Raw genomic sequence first — 1672 nt, 5'->3', positions numbered from 1 at the left:
AACAGGTCCGCCACCAGGCCGTAGTCGGCCACCTGGAAGATCGGTGCCTCCTCGTCCTTGTTGATCGCCACGATCACCTTGCTCTCCTTCATCCCCGCCAGGTGCTGGATCGCCCCCGAGATGCCCACCGCGATGTACAGCTCCGGTGCCACGATCTTGCCCGTCTGCCCCACCTGGTAGTCGTTCGGCACATAACCCGCGTCCACCGCCGCCCGCGACGCCCCGATCGCCGCGTTCAGCTTGTCCGCCACCGCCTCGATCAGCTTGAAGTTATCGCCGCTGCCCAGGCCGCGACCGCCCGAGACCACGATCCGCGCACTGGTCAGCTCCGGCCGCTCCGATTTCGTCAGCTCCGCCCCCACATAGCTGGACTTCGCATAGCCCTCGCCCGCCGCGATCGCCTCGATCGCCGCCGCACCGCCCTCGCCGGCCGCATCGAACGCCGTACCGCGCACCGTGAGCAGCTTGATCCGGTCCAGGCTGCGCACCGTCGCCAGCGCGTTGCCGGCATAGATCGGCCGCACGAAGGTGTCCGCGCTCTCGATCGCGGTGATGTCCGACAGCATCGCCACATCCAGCAGCGCCGCCACCCGCGGCAGGAAGTTCTTGCCGAACGTGGTCGCCGGCGCCAGCACGTGGCTGTAGCCCTCCGCCAGCCGCACCACCAGCAGCGCCAGCCCCTCCGCCAGCGGGTGCGCGTACACCGCGTCGTCCGCCACCAGCACCTTGCTCACCCCCTGGAGCCGCGCCGCCGCCTCGGCCACCGCGCCGCAATCGGCACCGGCCACCAGCAGCTGGATGTCATCCCCCAACCGGCCCGCCGCCGTCACCGTGTGCAGGGTCGCGCTCTTCAGCGCCTCGTTGTCGTGTTCCGCTATGACCAGAATACTCATGCAATCACCTTCGCTTCGTTACGCAGCTTCTCCACCAGCTCCGCTACCGTCTCTACCTTGACGCCCGCCTGGCGCCGGCCCGGCTCGCTCACCTTCAACACCTGCAGCCGCGGCGCGATGTCCACCCCCAGTTCCGCCACCGGGATCACCTCCAGCGGCTTCTTCTTCGCCTTCATGATGTTCGGCAGCTTGGCATAACGCGGCTCGTTCAGCCGCAGGTCGGTGCTCACCACCGCCGGCAGTTGCAGCCGCACCGTCTCCAGTCCGCCGTCGATCTCCCGGGTCACCGCCACCGCGCCGTCGCCCAGCTCTACCTTGGAGGCAAAGGTCCCCTGCGGCCAGCCCAGCAGCGCCGCCAGCATCTGCCCCACCTGGTTACTGTCGTCGTCGATCGCCTGCTTGCCCAGGATCACCAGTTCCGGCTGCTCCCGCTCCACCACCGCCTTGAGCAGCTTGGCCACCGCCAGCGGCTGCAGCTCGTCCGCGCTCTCCACCAGGATGCCGCGATCGGCCCCCAGCGCCAGCGCGTTGCGGATCGTCTCCTGGCTCGGCGCCGCCCCCAGCGACACCACCACGATCTCCTCCGCCCGGCCCGCCTCCTTGACCCGCACCGCCTCTTCCACCGCGATCTCGTCAAACGGGTTCATCGACATCTTGACGTTGGCTAACTCCACCCCCGTCCCGTCCGCCTTCACGCGGACCTTTACGTTGTAATCCACAACGCGCTTTACTGCGACCAGTACTTTCATACATCACCTTCGCTTGGTTTGGCTGCCGCC

Annotated in this window: 2 protein-coding genes; both read right to left on the bottom strand. The window is 68.1% G+C overall.

Going from position 1 to position 1672, the window contains the following annotated elements:
- On the bottom strand, positions 1 to 893 hold an 893-nt coding region (locus tag O9K64_RS23340), incomplete at its 3' end, for an electron transfer flavoprotein subunit alpha/FixB family protein (protein ID WP_275100523.1).
- Positions 890 to 1642 carry an electron transfer flavoprotein subunit beta/FixA family protein gene (locus tag O9K64_RS23335; protein ID WP_275100522.1) on the bottom strand — a complete coding sequence of 251 codons (753 nt, stop codon included), beginning with the start codon at positions 1640 to 1642 and terminating at the stop codon, positions 890 to 892. The genes O9K64_RS23335 and O9K64_RS23340, both read right to left, overlap by 4 nt.
- Between the last annotated feature and the right edge of the window lie 30 nt (positions 1643 to 1672).

It is taken from the genome of Sedimenticola hydrogenitrophicus (genome assembly GCF_029017505.1).
Lineage (GTDB): Bacteria > Pseudomonadota > Gammaproteobacteria > Chromatiales > Chromatiaceae > Sedimenticola > Sedimenticola hydrogenitrophicus_A.
Note: the sequence above shows the minus strand (reverse complement) of the source record. Positions and strands in the feature narration are given on the sequence as shown.